The organism is Pseudosulfitobacter pseudonitzschiae (assembly GCF_900129395.1).
In the GTDB taxonomy this organism is placed as follows: Bacteria; Pseudomonadota; Alphaproteobacteria; order Rhodobacterales; family Rhodobacteraceae; genus Pseudosulfitobacter; species Pseudosulfitobacter pseudonitzschiae.
The window spans coordinates 440272-458536 of sequence record NZ_FQVP01000002.1 but is presented as its reverse complement, the minus strand read 5'-3'; the positions used below and the strand labels follow the sequence as shown (position 1 = coordinate 458536).

Sequence of the window (18265 nt, the reverse complement as noted above, 5' to 3'; positions counted from 1 at the left end):
TCTTCGTTTTTTATTGAAGGCAGGCTATCAAAACTGATTCGTTCCGCATAGGGTTTATTTTCGTTGTGTTGCAGACTGTTGCAGGATCAACCTCATTCAGAACCGGAAGTGGGCGCGAAAACTGCCGACGAACTGGCCTTCGCCCTGCCCTTCGAATTCCTCGCCCAGGTAGCTGAGGCCGTAGAAAACCCCGCCGCCGGTGTCATTGCGCCATTCCACCCCGGCGCGCGCCCGCACCCGTGTGTTGCGCAGGTCATAGCCGCGGTCGTCGGGCAGGAACACGCTGTCGGCGACATGGGCCACGTCCGCCCCCAGCACAAAGCCAAGGCCCGCCGCTCCGCCGTCGATGGCGCGGTATTGCTGGCCGCTGACCGGATCACGCACCAGAAGCGCCCCCTGCTCCAGTCCGCCCCAGCGCATGTCAAAGCCCGCGCGCACCATGGTTTCGGCCCCGGCGCGTCCTTCGACGAAGGGGCGCAGGACGCTGTCGCCCAATCCAAAGCTGCGCGCCGCCTCGACCACCACGGTGGGATAGATGCCGTTGCCGATCTGGCCGTCGCGCGCCGCGTCCGAGATGTCGGGGCCGCCCACGGCGCTGTGCAGGGCGTTGTGGACCCCGTCGAGGCCCGTGGAGGGGCCGACGAAGACCAGATCGCCGCCGACGCTGAGGTCAAGGCCGCGGTTTTGGAAGTGGCTGTGCAGGCCCACCGACAGCGCACCGGCATAGGGGCGGTCTGCGGGATCGGGGTTTTCCAGATTGTCGGGGGCGATGATTTCGGCCCCCAGCCGCAGTTCGATCAGGTCGCCAAACCCTGCGGGGCGCGCGCCGTTCCAGTCCCTGCCCCAGACACGCGAGGATGCAATCGAGCCGGTGCGCCAGCGGTCCTGGCCATCGCCGATAAAGTCATTGGTCAGCAGATAGCCGTAGCCCAGCCGCGTCAGGTCTTGCGCGTGGGCGCCAAGGGGCAACAGCGCGATCAGCGCCGCAGCTGCGTGTTTGAACATGGTGTCGTCCCGTCATCTGTGCCCCCACGGCTGGTCTATCCTCTAAGGCAAAGCCGCCGCCCGTGAAAACGCCTGTGGGGGCGTTTCCTGCGCGACAGACTGTTTCCGTGTCCTGAAGGTCGCAGTCGGCGCGAAGATGCGTGCGCGCAATGCGCCGTCTGTGTGCGTTTCTGTGCAGGTCAAAATCACCCGCCCCCTGCCTATCTGGTGTCGGGAAAGGAGACCGCCATGACCGATCTCATCCCCATCCGTACAACCGATATGCCCGCCGAGATGACTGCGTTGCTGCACGCGTATCCACGTGACGCCTGGGCGGCCAATCCGCATTTTGCCAAGTCCACCCGCGAGTGGATGCGCGCGCATGAGAAGTTCCGGGTGCTGTCGGACCACCTGCACGCGCAGACCACGGGATTTCTGGATCGCGGCGTCGATCCAGACGGGTTTGCCGACCATCTGGGCCGCTATGGCACGGCGCTGGTGCGCAATCTGCACGGGCATCACCATTTCGAGGACCGTTCGTTCTTTCCCGAACTGTCGGCGGCCGACCCGCGTTTTGACGTCGGGCTGGAGATCCTCGAAAAGGACCACGCGGCGCTGGACCAGGTGCTGGAGAATTTCTCGCGCACCGGGAGCCGGGTGATCAAGCTGGTGCAACTGGACGAGACTGCCGCCCGCGAGGAAGCGGGGATTCTGGAAACCCAGACCCGCGCGATCCGTGCGTTTCTTGACCGTCATCTGGGCGATGAGGAGGATCTGGCCGTGCCGGTGATCCTGCACCACGCGCTGCGCGGATAAGCGGCATCTGCTGAAAAAACGGCCCGCCGACAGACATTCTGGCACTGTCGGCGGGTTGACCCATTTACTTTCGAAGAAAAAAGTTTCATTTGCTGAACTATATTCACCGGCGCGGACCTGTCCGCCCTTGCCCGAGGCATCAAGATGTCGAACGAGATATTTCTGATGATGAGCGTCAGCACGCTGAATGCGGCGCTTGAGGCGCGGGTTCAGGCGTTCGAGGCGCAGGTGGACCTGTCGCGTCATGACATCAAGGTTCTGATGCATCTGACAGAGCCCAAGCGCATGGGCGCGCTGGCCGAGGAGCTTCAGGTTCTGCGCTCGACCCTGACCGCAGTGGCGGACCGGCTGGAACAGGGCGGGCTGTTGCAGCGTCACCGCGACCGCCAGGACCGCCGCGCCTGGTTGCTGGAGGTGACCGAGGCGGGGCGCACGATGCAGGCGCAGGCGCGGACGATGGCCACCGAAGGGTTCCAGGAGCTGACCGGGCTGAATGCCGATGACATCGAAACTTTCGTAAATCTGATGCAGAAGGTGATGAAGAATATGACGGGCGAATGCTGCTTTGGGGAGGTGACGCCATGATCGGGAACGGCTGGGTCGGGCGCGGTCTGAACGCGGTGACGCTTTGTGCGGCGTTGATGCTGGCGACACCTTTTGCCCACGCAGAGGAGCCGCTGCCGGTCGAGCTGTTCACCACCACGCGCAGCACGCAAACGCTGACCTTTTCGCTGACGGGTGAGGTGGTGGCGCGTGATACCTTGCGGGCCTCTTTCCCTTCGGGCGGGCGCATTGCGCAGATGCAGGTCGAAGAAGGCGATCACGTGGAAAGCGGCGCGGTGCTGGCGCAGATGGACAGCGTGCAACAGGCGCAGGCCCTGCGTGCGGCGCAGGCGGGACTGTCGACAGCGCAGGCCAATCACACGCAGGCCATCGAGGACCTTGACCGTCAGGACACGCTGCTGGAGCGCGGCGCGACCACACGGATCAGCCGCGACAGTGCCGAGGACGCGCTGCGCATTGCCGAGGGCGCGCTGACGCAGGCGAACGCCGATCTGGACCGCGCCCAGCGTGCGCTGGACGACACCACGCTGACCGCGCCGACGAATGCGACGGTGATCAAGCGCCTGGCGGAGCCGGGCCAGGTGGTGGGGGCCGCGCAGCCGGTTCTGGAACTGGCCTTGGGCCGGCAGATTGACGCGGTGTTCGACATGCCCGAGGTGCTGATGGCAACGCCGCATGACGTCGGCGACATCGACCTTTCGCTGATCGACCGGCCCGACACGCATTTCACCGGCACGCTGCGCGAGGTGTCGCCGCTGGTGGATGCGGCGGCGGGCACGGTGGCGGTGAAGATCACGGTCGACGATTCCCACCCCTATTTGACCTATGGCGACGCCATTCGCGGCACGGTCACGGTGACCGACGCGCCGCGCATCACCCTGCCCTATACCGCGATGTCGGCCACGGCGGAGGGGCCTGCGGTCTGGGTGGTCGATCCCGACACGATGGCGGTGTCGCTGCGTCCGATCACCGTCGAGCGTTACGAGACCGGCTGGATCATCCTGTCGGGTGGACTGGAAGAGAACGAACAGGTCGTCACGCGCGGGGCGCAGTTGCTGTATCCCGGACGGATCGTGCGCGCCGCAGGAGAGCCCCAATGAGACTGCCCCTTGTCCTGACGGTGCTGGCCACATTGGCCGCACCCGCCTTTGCCAGTGATGAGCTTGCCCTTGTGCAGGACACGCCCCGCCCGGTGGTGTCACAGGTGGTGAATGAACGCGCGGGCTACCGGAACCGTTTTGTCGGGCAGGTCAGCGCGCGCACGGAAACCGACCTTGGGTTCCTGCTGGCGGGCACCCTGGCCGAGCGTCCGGTGGAGACCGGCGACCTGGTCACCAAGGGCGCGGTTCTGGCGCGGCTGGACCCCGAGGATCTGGACGCCGACGTGCGGGCCGCCGAAGCAGGCGTCCAAGTGGCCAACGCGCAGTTGCGGGCCGCCCGCGACGCCGAGAACCGCGCCCGCGAGTTGCTGAGCCGCGGGACCGACAGCGCCACCCGTCTGGAAGACGCCGAACGCGGGTTGACCGCCGCCATCGCCGCCGTCGAGCAGGCGCGTGCCGCGCTGGCACAGGCGCAGGACATTCGCGGCTTTGCCACGCTGACCGCGCCGCAGGACGGTGTCATCATCCAGACCAATGCCGAGGCCGGTGCGTCGGTCACCGCAGGCGAGGCGGTCGTGGTTCTGGCGGGCACCGAGATGCGCGAGATCACGCTGGATGTCATCGAACGGGATGCCGCCGCGCTGAACGAGGGGCTGTTGTTCGACGTGGCGCTGGCCGCCAACCCCAATGTGACCGCGCAGGCCTCGTTGCGCCGGATTGATCCGGTCGCGGCCGCCTCGACGCGGACACGCCGGGTGCATCTGACCCTGCAGGACCCGCCCGACGGCTTTCGGCTGGGCGCGCTGGTCCATATTGCCCCGGCCACCACGGCGCGGCTGGACATCATCCTGGACGCCAGCGCCATTCTGGACCCCAAGGGCAGCCCCGCCGTCTGGACCGTGACCCGTGCCGCCGATGGGGCCACCGGAACGGTACACCGCACGCCGGTGGAACTGGGCAAGCAATTCGGGCCACGTGTGCGCGTCACGGGTGGCATCACGGCCGGTGACGAGATCATCACCAAAGGTATCCATTCTTTGAAGGAGGGCCAGACCGTTGGCCCAAGCGTGTCCCAATGAACCGTTTCAACCTGTCCGACTGGGCGCTGCAACACCGGTCATTCGTGTGGTTCCTGATGATCGTGTCGATCGTTGCGGGCGCGATTGCCTATACCACCATTGGCCGCGAGGAAGACCCCAACTTTGCCATCAAGACGATGGTGATCGCCACATCCCTGCCGGGTGCCGATGTCGAGGAAACGCGGCTTCAGGTCACGGACCGGATCGAGAAAAAGCTGGAAGACCTGCCCGAGCTTGATTTCACACGGTCCGTGACCCGACCGGGCGAGGCGATCATCTATGTCAACCTGCTGGACACGGTGCGCGGCGAGAAGCTGACGCAGACCTGGCAGAAGGTCCGCAACATGATGGCCGACATCCGGGGCGATTTCCCGGAAGGGTTCTCGGGGTTTCAGTTCAACGACGACTTTGGCGATGTGTTCGGCAACCTTTATGCCTTTACCTCGGACGGGTTCAGTCCGCGCGAAGTGCGCGATTATGTCGAACGGACGCGGCGCGCGATTCAGCAGTTGGACGATTCCGGCAAGATCGAGATCTTTGGCACGCGCGACGAGGTGGTTTACCTGGAATATTCCACCGAGCGGCTGGCCGCCCTTGGGCTGAACCAGCAGGCGGTGCAATCGACGCTGGCGGCGCAGAACGCGATCCTGCCCAGCGGTGTGATCGACGCAGGCCCCGAGCGGGTGATGGTGCGGATCGGCGGGCAGTTTACGGATGCCGAAAGCCTGGCGGACATCAACCTGCGGGTGGACGGGCGGTTTTTCCGGCTGACCGATGTGGCGGACATTCACCGGGGCTATGAGGACCCGCCGTCCGAGCTGTTCCATTACAACGCCCAAGAGGCCATCGGCCTGGCGGTGGGGATGCGGTCGGGGGCCAATATCGTCGATTTCGGCGCGGAACTGGACAAGGTCATCGCACAGGCGCAGGCTGACCTGCCCGTGGGGATCGAGATCCACCAGGTCGCGGACCAGCCGCATGTGGTGGACGAGGCCGTGGGTCATTTCATCCAGGCGCTGGTCGAGGCGATCCTGATCGTTCTGGCGGTCAGCTTTGTCAGCCTGGGGATGCGCGCGGGGTTTGTCGTGGCGCTGACCATTCCGCTGGTTCTGGCGATCACCTTCGTGATCCTGAACTACCTTGGCTTTACCCTGCAACGGATTTCGCTGGGCGCGCTGATCATTGCGCTGGGGCTGCTGGTGGATGATGCGATGATCGCCATCGAGACGATGATTTCGCGGCTGGAACGGGGCGAGACGCTGGTGAAGTCGGCGTCTTACGCGTGGACCTCGATCGCCTTTCCGATGCTGTCGGGCACGCTGGTCACCGTCGTGGGTTTTATTCCCATCGGGTTGAATTCGTCGTCGGCGGGGGAGTTTACCTTTTCGCTGTTCGTGGTGATTGCCGTGTCGCTGCTGGTCAGCTGGATCGTGGCGGTGCTGTTTGCGCCGCTGCTGGGCGTGACCTTTCTGCCGTCGAAATGGAAGCACCACGACGAGACACCGGGCCGCGTGCGGGGCGCGTTTCACAAGGTGCTGCGCGGGGCGATGCGGTTTCGCTGGGTGACGATTGTTGCAACGGTGGTGGTCTTTGGCGTGTCGGTCGTGGGCTTGGGGTCGGTGGAGAACCAGTTTTTCCCCAGTTCGGACCGGCCCGAGCTGATCGTCGACATGACGCTGCCGCAGAACACGTCGATTGCCGAAACACAGGCGCAGGTCGAGAAGATGGAGGCGCATCTGGAGGGCAACGACAACGTGCTGTTCCATTCGTCCTATGTGGGACGTGGCGCGCCGCGGTTCATCCTGGCCTATGACGTCGTGACGCCCAGCCCGAACACCGCGCAGATCGTGATCCAGACGCCGGGTGTCGCGGCGCGGGACGCGCTGCGCAGTGACATCGAAACCTATGCCAAGGATGCGTTCCCCGGCACCGATGTCTTTGTCAAACTGCTGGAGGTTGGCCCGCCGGTTGGCCGCCCCGTGCAGTACCGCCTGAGCGGGCCGGACATTGACCGCGTGCGGGACCTGGGCCGCGAGCTGGCGGCGCTGGTGTCGTCCGATCCGCGCACCCAAGGGACGGTCATGGACTGGAACGAACCGGCGCGGGTGGTGCGGGTGAACCTGTTGCAGGACAAGGCACGCCAGCTTGGGGTGTCGTCCTCGGACATCGCATCGGCGCTGAATGCGATCTATGTGGGGGCACGGGTCACGCAATTGCGCGATCAGGCCTATCTGATCGACATCGTTGCCCGTGGCGATGACGATGCCCGCCAGTCCGTCGAGGATCTGCGCGAGTTGCAGCTGAACACGTCGAACAACGTGCGGATACCGCTGCAATCGGTGGCCACGTTCGAATATGACACCGAGCAACCCGTGCTGTACCAGCGGGGCCGGATGCCGACCGTCACCGTGATGAGTGCGATTTCCACCAACGACCAACCGGCCACGGTGGTCAACGCGCTGTCCGATCAGGTGGAAGCCTTCCGTGCCGCCCTGCCCTTTGGCTATGCGGTGGTTGTTGGCGGGTCGGTTGAGTCCAGTGCGGAAAGCCAGGGCCCGATTGCATCGGTCATGCCGCTGATGCTGATGCTGATGCTGGTTCTGGTGATGATCCAGATGCAAAGCTTCCGGTTGAGCTTTGTCGTGCTGTGCGCGGCCCCGCTGGGGCTGATCGGTGTGGTGGCGGCGCTGTTGCTGTCGGGCGCGCCGCTGGGCTTTGTGGCGATTTTGGGTGTGCTGGCGCTGGTCGGTATCCTGATCCGCAATTCGATCATCCTGGTGCATGAAATCGAAGTGCTGCGCGAAAAGGGGCGCACGGCCTGGGCTGCCGTTTTCGAGGCCAGCGACAGCCGCGCGCGTCCCATCCTGCTGACGGCGGCGGCGGCGAGCCTCGCGTTGATCCCGATCTCGCGGCAGATTTTCTGGGGGCCGATGGCCTTTGCGATGATGGGGGGGATTATCGTGGGCACGATTGTGACGCTGTTGTTTGTGCCGGCGCTGTATCTGGCGGTGTTCAATGTGAAGCCGGATGCGGAGGCGCGTGAGGGGTGATGTTGGGGGGCTTTGGTCTTTGGGGGGTTAGGTGACTTCGGTGGGGAAGCGGTTGTTCGCGTGGGGGTGCGGTGATATTCCAGTTTGAGGCCAAGTACACAGATCCTGCAAGATGTATCAACGTCGGCAATTGGTTGTGGGCAATTTTTCTCTATTTGCTAGTCGCCGCCAAAGGTGGCAAGTTGAGGACGGAAAACTCATCTTCTCAGCCCTCATTAGAAAATAAGAATCAATATCATCCAAAGTCTAATTTGGGGAAGTGTGGTTTGTAGCGTTCATGCGCGGCCATAATAAACTTTTGGGTTGTGTCGATCGAGAATGCCATATCTTCCTCCAAGCCACCTACTATCCCACCAATGATTTGATTGAGCTGTGCGGCCCTGTATTCAAACCTATCCTTGTACTCAATGGGAAGCTGGTCTGATGCGATGGGTCCATCAAGTTTGCGGCTAAACCCTAGGATAGTATCAAGCCACGTCTGAAACTCTAAATGCAGTTCCGAATATTGTTGGAAAAGGTGATGCAAGTTGATTGCACGATCTTCAACCAAACCCACATCTTCAACAATCTTAAAGTTCTCTTTGGTGAGTAGAAAGCTGAACTCACTTGCGTGGAGCCGTTCAGGTTCGGCGAACGTGCCTGCAGACGGACCGACAAAGGCAAATGCTTCATTTGAAGATAGGCCGTGCTCCGTTGCGGCCTGATAGCTTTTGTCGATATGAAGGTTGATGTTTGCAATGAGATTGCACCATTTGGCGAGTTTGAAATAACCAGACATAGCATTCGCTGCCCCTGCCTTCATTTCTTCGAACTCTCTCGTTTTTCGCTCTCTCCGATTGCCTAACAAAAAAACACAGAATGCAGCGATGAGAGTAGCAAGACCTCCCACAACACCAGAGACGATGGTTGACCAATCCAAGCCTGTTTGGGGTTGATTAAGGGGGATTACGAACACCGACAGCTTCCCGTCGACCCCCGATAACCAGGCAAAGATTCCGTCAAACATCATATTTCCTACTAGTTATTATGGGCTGTAAGTATTCACATATTCTACCATGGACTGATCTAAGGTAGAAAGATGCAGAAACTTACAAAACGCACTGGCATTTGAACGGAGTTTCTGGCTGCGTCAATCGGAGTGGTTTTTCACCTGCTCCAAAAATGAACATCTTCAGAACGGCTTCAATGATGTCGATACTGGCGAGATTGCGGCGAAATAGTGCTAAGTCCGCCAACCAGACATCCTGGCAGACCGCCGCGAAGGGCAGCTATTGGTCATCTCCGCATGTCACCCGCGCGGAACAAGGCCGCAGGCCGCCGCGCATCATGCCTTAGGCATGTCTTCGACATGACGGGCCGCCCCACGGCACGGCGATTTGGTTGCTGTTGAGCGTGACAGGTCGGTGGGATGTGTTTGGCTGCCATTAAGTGGCAAGCACTGCGGTTGGATCGCCGCACCTCGGCCCGTCGATGCGCGGCTTGGTGGTCCATCACACACCATTGCCTGAAACGAAAAACGGCCCCCGCGTGATGCGGGGGCCGTTGGATCGGGCTGTCATGAACAGCTTAGCCAATGATGGCGTTCAGCGTTTTGGACGGGCGCATGACGTCGGCGGTTTTGGCCGGATCGGCGTGGTAGTAACCACCCAGATCGGCCGGCGCGCCCTGCACCTCTGCCAGTTCGGACAGGATCGCCTCTTCGCCTTCGGCCAGCGCCTTGGCAATGGGTGCAAAATGCGCGGCCAGATCGGCGTCGCTGTTCTGCTGCGCCAGTGCCTCGGCCCAGTAACGGGCGAACCAGTAGTGGCTGGCGCGGTTGTCCGGCTCGCCGACTTTGCGCGAGGGAGAGCGGTCGTGGTCCAGGATGCCCTGGGTTGCCGCATCGACCGCCTGCCCCAGAACGCGGGCTTTTTCGTTGCCCTTGCTGTCGGCCAGGAACGTCAGGCTTTCACCCAGCGCGCAGAATTCGCCAAGGCTGTCCCAACGCAGGTGGTTTTCCTCTTGCAGCTGCTGGACGTGCTTGGGGGCCGAGCCGCCCGCGCCGGTCTCGAACAGGCCGCCGCCGTTCATCAGTTTGACGATGGACAGCATTTTCGCGGAAGTCGCCAGTTCGAGGATCGGGAACAGGTCGGTCAGGTAGTCGCGCAGCACGTTGCCGGTGATGGCGATGGTGTTCTTGCCCTCGGTGATGATCTCGAGCGAGCGGCGGGTGGCTTCGCGGGGGGCCATGATCTCGAACTTGTCGGCCACGCCTTTGGCCTCCAAGATCGGTTTGACATAGGCGATCAGTTCCGCGTCGTGGGCGCGGGCGGCGTCCAGCCAGAAGATGGCGCTGCATCCTTCGGCCTTCTGGCGGTCGATGGCCAGGTTTACCCAGTCTTCGATCGGCGCCTTGCGGGCCGAGGCCGAGCGCCAGATGTCGCCTGCTTCGACCTTGTGCTGGTGCAGCACGGTGCCGTCGTCGAGGATCATCTTGACGGTGCCCGCTTCGGCGATTTCAAAGGTGGTGGGGTGGCTGCCGTATTCTTCGGCCTTTTGCGCCATCAGGCCGACGTTTTGCACGGTGCCTGCGGTGGCGGGGTTCAGTTTGCCGTTTTCTTTGAAGAACTTGATCGTCTCGTCATAGACCGGCGCGTAGGAGTTGTCGGGGATCACGCAGTTGGTGTCGTGTTCCTTGCCGTCCGGCCCCCAGCCCTTGCCGCCGGCGCGGATCAGCGCGGGCATCGAGGCGTCGATGATCACGTCGGACGACACATGCAGGTTGGTGATGCCCTTGTCGGAGTTCACCATGTACATCGGCGGACGCGCGGCCATGGTGGCATCGATGTCGGCCATGATCGCGGCGTTGTCCTTGACCCGTGCCAGCAGGTCGCCCAGGCCCGAGTTGGGGTTCACGCCCAGATCGCGCATGGCATCGCCGTGCTTTTCGAACACGGGCGCCAGGAACGCCTTGACCGCGTGGCCGAAGATGATCGGGTCCGAGACCTTCATCATCGTGGCTTTCATGTGCAGCGAGAACAGGGTGCCGTCGGCTTTGGTCTGTTCGATCTGCTCTTCAAGGAAGCTTTGCAGGGCGTCGGCGCTCATGAAGGTCGCATCGACAACGGTGCCTGCGGGATAGGACAGGCCGTCCTTCAGCACGGTTTCGCCTGCGTCGGTGACCAGCACGATCTTGGCTGTGGTGTCCTTGTCCAGCGTGGCCGAGCGTTCGTTGGAGAAGAAGTCGCCGCCCGACATGGCCGAAACCTTGGTTTTGCTGTCGGCTGTCCAGTCGCCCATGCGGTGCGGGTTGGACTGGGCAAAGCTTTTCACCGCTTTGGCGGCGCGGCGGTCCGAGTTGCCTTCGCGCAGGACGGGGTTCACGGCAGAACCTTTGATGGTGTCGTATTTGGCGCGCACTTCTTTTTCGGCGTCGGTGGCGGGGGATTCAGGGTAGTCGGGCAGCGCAAAGCCCTGCGCCTGCAATTCCTTGATCGCGGCGACAAGCTGCGGCACCGAGGCCGAGATGTTCGGCAGCTTGATCACGTTGGCGTCGGCGGTTTTGACCAGTTGGCCCAGCTCGGCCAGATCGTCGGACTGGCGCTGGTCTTCTTTCAGGTGCTCGGGGAAGGTTGCCAGGATGCGGCCCGCAAGGCTGATGTCCTTGGTGCCCACGGACACACCGGCGGCGGCGGCGAATTTCTGGATGATGGGCAGGAAGGACGCCGACGCCAGTTCGGGGGCTTCGTCGACTTTGGTATAGATGATATCGGACATGGGAATCTCCTTGAGATTGGATTTGCCCCTCTCATAGCCGGCCCGTTTGCCGAGGTCGACAGTATACCTTTGCATACAGAGCATTCTGGCGGGTCGTGGCGGATCGTGGGCATGGGACGCATCATCGCCGCCCGGACGACTGCCCGGCGCGCCTAGTTTTCCAGCGGTTTGGTCGCGCTGATGGCATAGCGGTGCTCGGACCGGCGCAGCAGGGATTTCCGCCAGCCCAGTTGGGCGCGCTGTGCGCGGTGGATCGGTGCCAGGTCCGTGTCGATGTCGATCCGGTCGAATCCGGCTGTGTGCAAGAGCGCGGCCACATGATCGGCGCGCGCGCCTGCGCTGAAATGCACGCGGGACAGGATGTCCTTGTGACGTGCGGCGATCTTGGTCTGCGGCGCGGGTGGCGACATGAACTGAACGATGCGGCCCAGGAGGCTGCGCGATACGAAATCGCCGTCCACGACCAGCAATGTCCCGCCGGGCCGCAGCACGCGGAACCATTCGGCAAAGGCCGCGACCGGGTCGACCAGCGTCCAGACCAGATGGCGCGTGACGATCACGTCCATGCTGGCCGAGGGCAGCGTCGTGCGTTCGGCGTCGGCCTGGACAAAGGTGACACCGGGCAGTTTGGCGCGGGCGCGGTCCAGCATCGGCTCGGACCAGTCCAGCCCGGTCACCGCAAAACCCAGAGACTGACAGAGCCGCGCAATCTCGCCCGTGCCCGATGCAAGATCGAGAAGTGCGCGCCCCTCGGGGTCGCCCAGATGGCGGCGGAACAGCCGTTGCCATGCCGCCAGGTCAGCCCCGTCGTGGATGCGGTGCCCCGGATCGTCATCGAAGGTGGCGGCGCGGTCGGACCAGAAGTCGCGGATGTCGTCGCGCAAGTCCCGGTTGCTCTGGGTCATGGTGTCTTTCCGTATGGGTGCAGGCCGTTGTCGTGCGGGCCGTTGTCGTCTTGGGCGGTTTCATGTAGTAGAGCGAAACTGTCAACTTTTTAATTGACTGAAAAACTCGGAAATAATAGGCGGGGCCCAGAGACATCTTGTCAGGAGCACCGCATGACCCTTCGTCCCTTCTTTGGCGCCGCCGCGCTGAGCCTACTCGCCGCCAGCCTTGTGCAAGCCGATCCCGTCACCGTGACCGACATCGCCGGTCGCGAAGTCACCGTCGACGCACCGGTTGAGCGTGTGATCCTGGGCGAAGGACGGCAGGTGTTCTTTACCGCCGTTCTGGACACCGAGAACCCCTTTCAGCGGGTGGTCGGCTGGCGTGACGACTTTCAGGAAGCGTCACCGGAAACCTATGACATCTATGCCGAGAAATTCCCGGACATGAAGGACATCCCGACCTTTGGCGGGTTCAAGGACGGGTCGTTCGACATTGAACAGGCGGTGTCGCTGAACCCAGATGTGCTGATCATGAACCTTGAATCCAAGGCCGCGACCGACGAGGCCGGTTACGAGGAAAAGCTGGCCAAGGTCGGCATCCCGATCGTCTATGTCGATTTTCGTGAAAAGCCGTTCGAGCATACGGCGCGGTCGATGGAGATCATCGGGGAGCTGTTCGGCAAGGAAGACAAGGCCGCGGAGTTCGAGGCCTTTTACGAAGAGCAGATCGCCCGCGTGACGGATGTGATCGACGCGCAAACGGATTTGCAGCGCCCGCTGGTCTTTGTCGAGCGAGCAGGCGGGTATACCGAGGATTGCTGCATGTCCTTTGGCAACGGCAACTTTGGCCGCTTTGTCGAACTGGCGGGAGGCACCAACATGGGGTCCGAGTTCATCCCCGGCACCTTTGGCACCGTGAACGCCGAGCAGGTCATCGCGTCGGACCCTGACCAGATCGTGGTGACGGGCGGCAACTGGGACGCTTATGTGCCCGGTGGTGCGTGGATCGGCATGGGGCCGGGATCGGACATGGATGAGGCCAAGCGCAAGCTGGCCGGCCTGATGGAACGCCCTGCCTATACCGGCGTGAAGGCCGTGAACAACGGTCAGGTACACGGTATCTGGCACCAGTTCTACAACTCGCCCTACAGCTTTGTCGCCGTGCAGCGGCTGGCCACGTGGCTGCACCCCGAGCTGTTCCCCGATCTTGATCCCGAAGCGACGCTGAAAGAATTGCACGCACGTTTCCTGCCGGTGGACTACAGCCCCGGTTACTGGGTCTCGCTGGACGATACCGCGACCAACTGAGGTCGTTTGCACCTGAACACGGCGGCCCGCGATGGGCCGCCTTTTGCCATTGGAGAGATCATGACAACCGCCGAGCTACATGCATCCGAGACCGCGAGCGCCCGAAGCTATCGCGGATTGGTGACCCGCCGTATCGCGATCCTGGGCGGGCTGACGCTGGCGCTGGTGCTGTCGGTGGCGGTGGACGTGTCGCTGGGGCCTGCGCGCTATGCGGTGTGGGACGTGTTGCAGACGATTTTCGCGCCCGGAACCGCCGATGTGCAGATGCGTGTCGTCGTCTGGGACATCCGTATGCCGATGGCGCTGCTTGCGGTGACCGTGGGGGCCAGCCTGTCGCTGGCGGGGGCGCAGATGCAGACCATTCTGGCGAACCCGCTGGCCAGCCCGTTCACGCTGGGCCTGTCGGCGGCGGCCAGTTTTGGCGCGGCGCTGGCGATGGTGCTGGGCGTGGCGCTGTTTCCCGGCGCGGTGGCGCTGATGGTGCCGGTCAACGCCTTTGCCATGGCGATGGCCGCGTCGATGCTGATCTTTGGCCTGTCGACCCTGCGCGGCGTGACCACGGAAACCATCATCCTGCTGGGCATCGCGCTGGTGTTTTCGTTCAACGCGGCGCTGGCGCTGCTGCAATATTTCGCCTCGGAACAGGCGCTGTCGGCGGTGGTGTTCTGGACCATGGGCAGCCTGACCAAGGCGACATGGGGCAAGGTTGCGATCACCGCGATCATCCTGTGCATCTGCACGCCGCTGTTTGCCCGCCGTGCCTGGGCGTTGACGGCGATCCGGCTGGGCGAAGTGCGCGCGGCTGCCATGGGTGTGCCGGTGAAACGCCTGCGGCTTGAGGCGCTGGTGCTGGTGTCGGTTCTGGCGGCGGTGCCGGTCAGCTTTGTCGGGACCATCGGGTTCATCGGCATTGTCGGCCCGCACGTGGCGCGGCTGTTGCTGGGCGAGGACCAGCGGTTTTTCCTGCCCGGTGCGATGCTGTCGGGGGCGGTGATCCTGTCGGCCACGTCGGTTCTGTCCAAGGCGATCCTGCCGGGGGCGGTGCTGCCCATCGGGATCATCACGGCGCTGGTCGGTGTGCCGTTCTTTGCCGCCCTGATCCTGACGAAAGGACGCAAGTCATGGTAAGCCTGACACTGGAGCACATCGGCGCGCGCTATGGGCGGCGGCAGGTTCTGACGGATGCATCGGCGCAGCTGCAAGGCGGTACGCTGACGGCTTTGGTGGGGGCGAATGCCGCCGGCAAATCCACCCTGTTCCGCCGCATCGCGGGGCATCTGCGGGGCACCGGTGCGGTTCGGATCGACGGGGCCTGTGCGGACGATCTGCGGTATATGCCGCAGGACACCGGTATGAATGCGGCGCTGACCGTATACGAATCGATCATCCTGGCGCTGAAACAGGGCGCTGGGGGCTGGCGGTTGAGCGCCGAAGAGCTGCGCGCCGTGGACGACACCGTGCGCCGGTTCAACATCACACATCTGGCGGACAGCCAGTTGTCGGAACTGTCCGGCGGGCAGCGGCAGGCGGTTTCGATTGCGCAGACGCTGGTGAGCCGTCCCAAGGTGGTGCTGATGGACGAGCCGACCTCGGCGCTGGACCTTAACCGGCAATACGAGGTGTTGGAATCGCTGCGGGTCTATGCCGAGGAGACCGGGGCCGTGATGATTCTGGCGCTGCATGACCTGAACCAGGTGATGCGCTGTTGTACCCAGACCATGGCGCTGGGGGACGGGCACACGCTGGCCTTTGGTCCCACGCTGGAAGTGTTGACCCCTGACCTGATCCGCAGGCTTTACGGCATCGACAGCCGGGTTGAACGCTGTTCGCGCGGGTGTCCGGTGATGATCGTGGACGGGCCGGTGATGGCGGGGACCGCATAGGGTCCGGTCCGCGCCCTGCCCGCAGAGGTCGGGGCAGTTACACCTGGGGTGCGGCGTACCCCTTGCCGATGATCGGTCCGGTGGGCCGGCCTGTGGGCGAGCCTCCGGCGGGTTCCAGCGTGACCTCGTAGAGCTGTTGCGCCATCGGCCCGGGCAGATCGTCAAAGGTCAGCCGCGTCGGCGCGGTGCGGTCCAGCACCCCCAGCGAGGTCGCCCCGATCTCGGGCGTGGGCAAGGTCCAGACCTGCAGGGACCGGTCGGCCGGCACGTCGATCTGGGCCACGAAACGCACCGTTGCGGTGTCGTTGCCGTAATCCTCGACCACGGCCTGTGGAACGCCCTGATCGTCCAGCAGCACGGCAATGACCTGTGGTTCGGGTTGCGGTCGCAGCCCGCCTGCGCCAAAACCGATGGCAATCCCGACCAGAGCGGCCGCCGCCAGACCGGTCATGCGCCGCGACGGCGGGCGCGTGATATTCGCGGCGTGCTGTGGCGCGGGATTTGCTGGCCCCGGTGCGGCCGGTCCGTCCGCCGCGTCCGCCTGCACCAGCGCGCGGGTGCTTTCGGCGAAACCCTCGGACAGGTCGCGCGGGGTGGCGGACAGGTCCAGCGGCAGCAAGCTGTCGCGCAGGTCACCCACGTGACGCGCAAGTTCCGGGTCGCGCTGGATCAGCTCTTCGAACAGGCGCATCTCGCCCTCGGGCATAAGCCCCAGGACATAATCCGAAGCAAGGTCGCGGATATCGTCGGAAAGACCGGTCATGACAGACACTCCTTCAAGGCACTCAGCCCTCTGCGGATCAGGGATTTGGCCGTCCCCAGCGGCATGTTCTGGCGTGCCGCGATCTCGCCGTGGCTGAAGCCTGCCACATAGGCCAGCAGGATAGCCTGACGGCCCGGCGCGTCCAGCCCGTCAAGGCAGGTGCGCAGCTTTGACGATCCGGCGAGGATTTCCCAGCCTTCGGTGGGGACGATCTGCTGGCGGGCCTCCTGCACAAGCGCGAGATCGGCAGGGGCCAGCGTGCTGAGCCGTTTGCCGTCGCGCAGGATGTTCAGGCAGCGGTTGCGCAGGATCGCATAGATCCAGCCGCGTACCGATCCGCTGTCCGCCCGTTGCGTGCCCGCCTTGCGCCAGACCTGCACCATCGCATCCTGAAGCGCCTCTTCAGCGAGGTCGTGGCGTTGCAACATGCGAAAGGCCACGCCCAAGAGCTGTCGCCCTTCGATGTCGAGGATCGCGGCAATGCCGCTGTCATCGCCGTCGGCGCACTGGTCCAGAGCCTGCCGCAGCCGCGCCGAGCGGTCATGTGCGGTTTGCCGGTCTTTCATATGTCGCAACTCCCCAAGCCGGCATAACCGCGCTGAACCACGGTCGCGCATGTTCATCGCATGGACCGCGCTGTTCGCGTCTTTTACAAACCCCTGATGTCGCATTTTGATGCCTTTCAAAAGCAAAGACACGGCGCGGCGGCAAACGGATGCAATTTTTTTCCGCGCGTCCTGCATCCATTCGCGCCTGTGCGGTGTCTTCGGGCTATGGGCGGCGAATGGCGCCGTACCGCTGCAAACTGAAACAAAGGAAATTTCTCATGCTTCGTACCGCTGTCTCTGCAACCACCGCCCTTGGTCTTTCCCTCTCTGCCGCCGTCGCAGCCCCTGCTGTCGGGCTTGTCGGGGACAAGACGCTGGTCATGTTCGACACCGAAACGCTTGCCGTTTCGGGCACGATGGATGTGTCCGGTGTCGACAGCCTGCTTGGCATCGACCTGCGTCCCTCGAATGGCACGCTGATTGGCGTGACACCCGACATGCGCATCGTCAGCATCGACCCCGCCAGCGGCGAGGCCACGGAAATGTCCAAGATGGACACCGCGCTGCCGTTGGGGGACACGCCCGTGATCGTGGATTTCAACCCTGCGGCGGACAAGCTGCGGTTCATGACCGGCACCACCAACCACCGCGTTGATGTCGACACCGGTGCCGTGACCGTGGATGGCAGCCTGAACTGGCAGGAAGGCGACATGCACGTCGGTGAGGAAACCGCCATCGTGGCTGCTGCCTATATCAACAGCTATGGCAAGCCCGAAGCGACCAAGATGTATGACATCGACGCGACCATCGTCGCCGTGATCCAGCAGGTCTCGCCCAACGACGGCACGCTGGGCGCGATTGGCAAGCTGGGCATCGACGATCCGGCAGACACCTATGCCTTTGACGTGCAGACCAACGAGGCGATGGAAAACATGGCCTGGCTGGTGAATGGCAACATGCTGTATTCGGTCGACCTGGAAACCGGTGCGGCCACCGGTGTCGGCATGATCGAAGGTGTCGATGGCGACATTCGCGACATCACGATCCTGCCCGCGATGTAAGCGGACCTGAAAACCGGCCCGGTGCGGCGGCCTTTGCCGCACCGGGCATCGGCAGATCGGCGGCGTTCGTGGTTTCACAGGCGCGGGGTCGAGCAGCGGTGATTCCCAGAAACGCCCGTCGTGGCTGTTCTGTGCAAGGACGGTTGACGGGGCTTGTCCCATCGCCAGTCAGGTCAATGCGTGAGCGTTCTTCACGCCGTTATCCCCTTAAAACAATTATAGATTTTTGGCTCTCTGTGATATTTCCACCGCTGCCTGCACCTTCTTCCGGTGAAACCGTCAGGGCATTCGTGACCGTTTCCACGGACCGGTTGTCCGCCGGGCCGGGGCCTGGTGGATTTGCCATCCCCCCTGCCCGGCTGATGCACAGGCGTGCCGTCCGAATCTGGGTGAGACGCGGGGCGTGATGGGGCAGGAAGCGAGCTGTGCTCTCGATAAAATCCGCCGCCCGTCTTTTCCGCATTTG

Annotated in this window: 15 protein-coding genes; 9 read left to right on the top strand and 6 right to left on the bottom strand. The window is 63.2% G+C overall.

Features of this window, described 5'->3' with window-relative positions; genetic code table 11:
• Positions 1 to 96: 96 nt before the first annotated feature.
• Positions 97 to 1005, bottom strand: a complete 909-nt coding sequence (locus tag BUC08_RS06515; protein WP_037925044.1) for a lipid A-modifier LpxR family protein — start codon at positions 1003 to 1005, stop codon at positions 97 to 99.
• Between the two features lie 228 nt (positions 1006 to 1233).
• On the opposite strand from BUC08_RS06515, the gene BUC08_RS06510 reads away from it, so the two are divergent.
• The 5 genes from BUC08_RS06510 to BUC08_RS06490 all read left to right on the top strand — a co-directional run bounded on the left by BUC08_RS06510 (position 1234) and on the right by BUC08_RS06490 (position 7593).
• A complete protein-coding gene (locus BUC08_RS06510) occupies positions 1234 to 1800 on the top strand; it encodes a hemerythrin domain-containing protein (RefSeq protein WP_037925042.1) in 567 nt (188 codons plus the stop codon).
• Positions 1801 to 1944: 144 nt separating this feature from the next.
• A complete protein-coding gene (locus BUC08_RS06505; protein WP_051694209.1) occupies positions 1945 to 2385 on the top strand; it encodes a MarR family winged helix-turn-helix transcriptional regulator in 441 nt (146 codons plus the stop codon).
• Complete coding sequence (locus tag BUC08_RS06500; protein ID WP_051694207.1) at positions 2358 to 3464, top strand: efflux RND transporter periplasmic adaptor subunit; 1107 nt, start codon at positions 2358 to 2360, stop codon at positions 3462 to 3464. The genes BUC08_RS06505 and BUC08_RS06500 overlap by 28 nt, the downstream gene beginning before the upstream one ends.
• Complete coding sequence (locus BUC08_RS06495) at positions 3461 to 4543, top strand: efflux RND transporter periplasmic adaptor subunit (RefSeq protein ID WP_037925038.1); 1083 nt, start codon at positions 3461 to 3463, stop codon at positions 4541 to 4543. Before BUC08_RS06500 ends, BUC08_RS06495 begins: the two co-directional genes overlap by 4 nt.
• Positions 4540 to 7593, top strand: a complete 3054-nt coding sequence (locus BUC08_RS06490; RefSeq protein WP_037925037.1) for an efflux RND transporter permease subunit — start codon at positions 4540 to 4542, stop codon at positions 7591 to 7593. The genes BUC08_RS06495 and BUC08_RS06490 overlap by 4 nt, the downstream gene beginning before the upstream one ends.
• A gap of 235 nt (positions 7594 to 7828) precedes the next feature.
• Here BUC08_RS06490 and BUC08_RS06485 read toward each other — a convergent pair whose 3' ends face one another.
• From BUC08_RS06485 to BUC08_RS06475, 3 genes are all read right to left on the bottom strand, one after another.
• The gene (locus tag BUC08_RS06485) at positions 7829 to 8599 is read right to left on the bottom strand and encodes a hypothetical protein (RefSeq protein ID WP_037925034.1); all 771 of its coding nucleotides are present in this window, start codon (positions 8597 to 8599) and stop codon (positions 7829 to 7831) included.
• Positions 8600 to 9159: 560 nt separating this feature from the next.
• Positions 9160 to 11349, bottom strand: coding sequence for an NADP-dependent isocitrate dehydrogenase (locus BUC08_RS06480; RefSeq protein ID WP_037925032.1), 2190 nt, complete (start codon positions 11347 to 11349; stop codon positions 9160 to 9162).
• 152 nt (positions 11350 to 11501) lie between these two features.
• Complete coding sequence (locus tag BUC08_RS06475) at positions 11502 to 12254, bottom strand: class I SAM-dependent methyltransferase (RefSeq protein ID WP_037925030.1); 753 nt, start codon at positions 12252 to 12254, stop codon at positions 11502 to 11504.
• A 153-nt stretch (positions 12255 to 12407) separates the two neighbouring features.
• On the opposite strand from BUC08_RS06475, the gene BUC08_RS06470 reads away from it, so the two are divergent.
• Genes BUC08_RS06470 through BUC08_RS06460 form a run of 3 tightly spaced genes read left to right on the top strand, consistent with a single transcriptional unit; the run spans position 12408 to position 15427 of the window.
• Positions 12408 to 13544 carry an ABC transporter substrate-binding protein gene (locus tag BUC08_RS06470; protein WP_037925027.1) on the top strand — a complete coding sequence of 379 codons (1137 nt, stop codon included), beginning with the start codon at positions 12408 to 12410 and terminating at the stop codon, positions 13542 to 13544.
• Between the two features lie 60 nt (positions 13545 to 13604).
• Positions 13605 to 14672, top strand: a complete 1068-nt coding sequence (locus tag BUC08_RS06465; RefSeq protein ID WP_037925594.1) for a FecCD family ABC transporter permease — start codon at positions 13605 to 13607, stop codon at positions 14670 to 14672.
• Positions 14666 to 15427, top strand: coding sequence for an ABC transporter ATP-binding protein (locus tag BUC08_RS06460; protein ID WP_037925025.1), 762 nt, complete (start codon positions 14666 to 14668; stop codon positions 15425 to 15427). Before BUC08_RS06465 ends, BUC08_RS06460 begins: the two co-directional genes overlap by 7 nt.
• 37 nt (positions 15428 to 15464) lie before the next feature.
• Here the strand turns inward: BUC08_RS06460 and BUC08_RS06455 are convergent, their stop codons facing one another.
• Positions 15465 to 16190: an anti-sigma factor gene (locus BUC08_RS06455; RefSeq protein WP_037925022.1), complete on the bottom strand. Its 726-nt coding sequence runs from the start codon at positions 16188 to 16190 to the stop codon at positions 15465 to 15467.
• Positions 16187 to 16756: a sigma-70 family RNA polymerase sigma factor gene (locus tag BUC08_RS06450; protein WP_051694249.1), complete on the bottom strand. Its 570-nt coding sequence runs from the start codon at positions 16754 to 16756 to the stop codon at positions 16187 to 16189. The genes BUC08_RS06455 and BUC08_RS06450 overlap by 4 nt, the downstream gene beginning before the upstream one ends.
• Positions 16757 to 17016: 260 nt before the next feature.
• Between BUC08_RS06450 and BUC08_RS06445 the strand changes: the two genes are divergently transcribed.
• Positions 17017 to 17799, top strand: a complete 783-nt coding sequence (locus BUC08_RS06445; protein ID WP_037925020.1) for a DUF4394 domain-containing protein — start codon at positions 17017 to 17019, stop codon at positions 17797 to 17799.
• Positions 17800 to 18265: the final 466 nt, after the last annotated feature.